This window comes from Oleiphilus sp. HI0066, from assembly GCF_001635725.1.
The window spans coordinates 1-1876 of record NZ_LWFH01000981.1; the positions used below are offsets into that span (position 1 = coordinate 1).

General features: G+C 49.2%; 1 protein-coding gene. It reads left to right on the plus strand.

Annotated elements, in window-relative coordinates; genetic code table 11:
* Positions 1–1876, plus strand: a 1876-nt coding sequence (locus A3738_RS31045) for a hypothetical protein (RefSeq protein WP_197473815.1), incomplete at both ends; no start/stop codon positions are given.

Genomic DNA, 1876 nt, shown 5'->3' on the forward strand with positions numbered 1-1876 from the left:
CTGCGGTGCGTTTCGAGGGTGTTCCGGAGGGCGCGCAGCTCTCAACGGGTGCCGATCAGGGTAGTGGTGTTTGGATCGTGAATATCGACGATTTAGCGAGTCTAACCATACAGGCACCGGCACATAGTAGTGATGATTTTATCTTGAGTGCGACGGCATTGGTGAATGATGTCGATCCTGAGTCAGGCCTCGTTAGCCAAGTGAGTGACACGATTAGTTTTAATGTAGAAGTGTTGCCCGTTTCAGAACAGGCTGTCGTAGTGGCATCAGCACGTGGAGATGAAGATACAGCGATCGCGTTAAATCTTGATATTAGTCAACCTGACGCGGATGGTTCGGAAAGCATCACAGACATTGTGATTAGTGGTGTGCCGGCTGATGCCTTGCTGTCTGCTGGCGTCATGGATGCGGATGGAAAATATCATTTAACGGTTGGAGAGTTAGCGGGATTAAGTTATACGCCTAGTCTCCATGATAGTCAGGATATCACCTTAACTGTTGAAGTGACGACCGAAGATGTTGACCCTGAGGGAGTGAGTCAGAGTGTCGAGATCAGTAGTCACCAAATTACGGTGCAGGTTGATGCTGTTGCGGATGCGCCAACCTTGGTGATGACCCCTGCGATAGGTGATGAAGATACGGCTATTACACTCGATATTATGGCTAGCTTGGTGGATCTTGATGGTTCTGAGTCAGTGCAATCGATAGTAATCAGCGATGTGCCAGTGGGTGCGACGTTATCAGCTGGCGTTGATAATGGTGACAATAGCTGGACCTTAAGTGTCGATCAGTTGGTCGGTCTAACGATTACGCCACCGCTGCATGATAGCGAAGACTTCAGCTTATCGGTGTTGGCGAGCGTGGCAGATGTCGATCCTGAGACAGGAGAGGTGAGTACGTCTGAGACCTTGTCGACGATGGATGTTGAGGTTAACGCGGTCGTGGATACGGCGACACTGCTTGATAGTTACGTTGATATCAATGAAGACACTGCATTCAATATTGATATACAAGCGCTTTTAGTCGATCAAGATGGTTCTGAAAGTATCGTTAGCGTTACGTTCTCGCAAGTGCCAGACGGCGCAGTGTTTAGCCACGGTACGGTCAATGCTGATGATACAGTGACCGTATTGGCTGAGGATCTAGCAGCGCTGACGTTAACGCCTCCGTTGCATGACAGTACTGACTTTACGTTGGATGTCATGGTGACGCATCAGGACGAAGATCCAGATAGTGGTGTGGTTACGGAAGCGAGTAGCACCGCACAATATCATGTTTCAGTTATCCCAGTGGCGGATGTCCCAACGTTACAAGCGAACGACATTAGCGGAAACGAAGATGAACCGATTAGCCTGGATATAACGGCGGATCTTGTCGATCTAGATGGTTCTGAGTCGATTACTGCGGTGCGTTTCGAGGGTGTTCCGGAGGGCGCGCAGCTTTCAACGGGTGCCGATCAGGGTAGTGGTGTTTGGATCGTGAATATTGACGATTTAGCGAGTCTAACCATACAAGCACCGGCACATAGTAGTGATGATTTTATCTTGAGTGCGACGGCATTGGTGAATGATGTCGATCCTGAGTCAGGCCTCGTTAGCCAAGTGAGTGACACGATTAGTTTTAATGTAGAAGTGTTGCCCGTGTCAGAACAGGCTGTCGTAGTGGCATCAGCACGTGGAGATGAAGATACAGCGATCGCGTTAAATCTTGATATTAGTCAACCTGACGCGGATGGTTCGGAAAGCATCACAGACATTGTGATTAGTGGTGTGCCGGCTGATGCCTTGCTGTCTGCTGGCGTCATGGATGCGGATGGAAAATACCATTTAACGGTTGGAGAGTTAGCGGGATTAAGTTATACGCCTAGTCTCCATGA